The following is a 2,497-nucleotide window of genomic DNA, read 5'->3' as shown; positions in this document are numbered from 1 at the left end:
GATAATCGATATAAAATAAATAATGTTCATTTTTTCTCGTTTTTCTTCTTGACGATGATATTTTGACGTGATATCGTAAGTACAAATCTTACGAAACACTTTATAAAACAACGGCGTTGACGAAGAAACGCTGTGATCGAGAAATCCCCAGAGAGCCGATGGTTGCTGCGAATCGGCGGTTTCTCCCACGGTTAAGCACTTCTGAGCTGCTGCGTTGAAAAGAGGGTTCACCATCCCAGTAGACGCAAACGGTAGATCCGTTATCTCTTTTAGGTCATGTACCTACCAAGGCTCTTTTTTGAGAAAAAAGGAGCGAATGAGGGTGGCACCGCGAAGCAAAGCCTCTCGTCCCTCACTGTTCTGTAATAGGAGCAGTGTGAGAACGGGAGGTTTTTTTGATATGCACATATATGAGGAGGAGAAAACCATGTTTGCAGACAAAATGATCTTGAGAATCCCTGGCCCTACCCCAATTCCACCACGTGTTCAAACAGCAATGAGCCAACCGATGATTGGACACCGCAGCGGCAAATTTTCCGCCCTTTTCGCCCGTACTGCTGAAAGACTGAAGCCTTACTTTGGCACCCAGCAGGACGTATACATCTTGGCAGGTAGCGGAACAAGCGCGCTGGAGATGAGCGTTGTAAATACGCTTCAACCAGGCGATGAAGCTGCCATCCTCGTCAGCGGTGCATTTGGCGAGCGTTTCGCAAAAATTTGCGAGCGTTACGGTATCATCGCCCATCGGTTGGAAGTACCTTGGGGAAAAGCCGTAACACCTGAGCTGGTTGAAATATTCCTGCAAAAAAAACCGCAAGTAAAAGCCGTATTCGCCACTTACTGTGAAACATCCACTGGGGTAGAAAATCCGATTGCTGACTTGGCGAAAACAATCCGCACACATTCGGACGCCCTCTTCATTGTGGATGCAGTAAGCAACCTTGGCGCCGTACCATGCGAAATGGACGCTTGGGGTGTCGATATCGTGGTAACCGGCTCGCAAAAGGCTTTCATGCTGCCAACAGGCCTTGCCTTCCTCGCTGCGAGTGAACGCGCATGGCAAGTGATTGAGCAAAACAAATCGCTCGCCTTCTATTTGGATCTGAAAGCATACCGCAAGAGCTTGGCAGAGCAAACAACTCCGTATACGCCTGCTGTATCCCTCATTTTCGGTCTCGCCGAAGTTTTGGATATGTTGGAGGAAGAAGGCTTGCCAGCTATCGTAAAGCGCCATGAACTGATGAGAGACATGACTCGCGCAGCGATGAAAGCTTTAAACATAAAACTGATAGCGGAAGATCAGTACGCATCGACGACCGTTACTTCTTGCGACCCTGAGGGCGTCTTTCATGCAGAAGCTCTTCGCAAAATGCTAACACAGCAATTCAACATTACAATTGCTGGCGGCCAGCAGCACTTGAAAGGCAAGATCTTCCGCATCGGGCACATGGGCTATTGCGAGCCATTGGATGTCCTGCAAGTCATTTCTGCCATCGAATTATCGCTTCACCAAATCGGTGCTCCAGTTGAGCTGGGTGCTGGTGTAAAAGCTGCTCAGGAGGTGCTCATTGCACATGTATAAAGTACTCATTACCGATCCACTTAGCGAATTTGGAATCCAACAACTTTTGGACGCTTCTGATGTAGAAGTTGTTCGTCAAACAAACCTCTCCCCTGCCGAACTGATCGATGTGATTGGCGACTACGATGCTCTGCTCGTGCGCAGCCAAACCCAAGTAACAGCAGAAGTACTCGCTGCCGGCAAAAAGCTAAAGGCAGTAGGTCGCGCAGGTGTTGGGGTAGATAACATTGATATCAACGCTGCCACTCAAGCAGGTATTCCAGTCATCAACGCTCCAGACGGCAACACTATCTCTACTGCGGAGCATTCGTTTGCCATGCTGATGGCTGTCGCTCGGAACATCCCTCAAGCTCACAAGAAGCTGGTTGACGGTACATGGGATCGCAAAAGCTTCCAAGGGGTTGAGCTGAACAACAAAGTACTGGGAGTCATCGGTATGGGACGCATTGGTTCAGAGGTTGCGAAGCGTGCGAAAGCATTTGGCATGACCGTCATGGGCTTCGATCCATTCATGACTGAGGAACGTGCGCAAAAGATGGGTGTGACCAACGCAACTGTGGATGAAATTTGCCGCAAAGCAGATTTCATTACCGTCCATACTCCGCTGACAAAAGAAACCCGACATATCATCAGCACGCGTGAATTCGCGAAAATGAAAGATGGCGTTCGCTTGATCAACTGCGCTCGTGGAGGAATCATTGACGAGAAGGCTCTCTACGAGGCGATTACCGCAGGAAAAGTCGCAGGGGCAGCTCTGGACGTTTTCGAAGAAGAACCACCTGTAGACAACCCTCTCGTCGGTCTGCCACAAGTGGTAACGACTCCACATTTGGGAGCTTCGACCATTGAAGCACAGGAAAACGTGGCCGTAGACGTATCGGAAGAAATCCTGAAGGTTCTTCGTGACGAGCCATT

2 protein-coding genes and 1 other annotated feature are annotated in these 2,497 nt (G+C 49.2%); both genes read left to right on the top strand.

Features of this window, described 5'->3' with window-relative positions; genetic code table 11:
* The first annotated feature begins 107 nt into the window (after positions 1 to 107).
* Positions 108 to 356 (top strand) — a binding site (T-box leader).
* Positions 357 to 427: 71 nt separating this feature from the next.
* Positions 428 to 1,582 (top strand): pyridoxal-phosphate-dependent aminotransferase family protein, encoded by a 1,155-nt coding sequence (locus C7R94_RS28920; protein WP_106785958.1) that lies wholly within the window; start codon positions 428 to 430, stop codon positions 1,580 to 1,582.
* Positions 1,575 to 2,497, top strand: a 923-nt coding sequence (gene serA / locus C7R94_RS28915; RefSeq protein WP_106785957.1) for a phosphoglycerate dehydrogenase, incomplete at its 3' end; no start/stop codon positions are given. The genes C7R94_RS28920 and serA, both read left to right, overlap by 8 nt.

The sequence above is a fragment of the Brevibacillus sp. NRRL NRS-603 genome (assembly GCF_003013445.1).
GTDB lineage: Bacteria > Bacillota > Bacilli > Brevibacillales > Brevibacillaceae > Brevibacillus > Brevibacillus formosus.
This window is presented reverse-complemented; position numbering and strand designations above follow the sequence as displayed.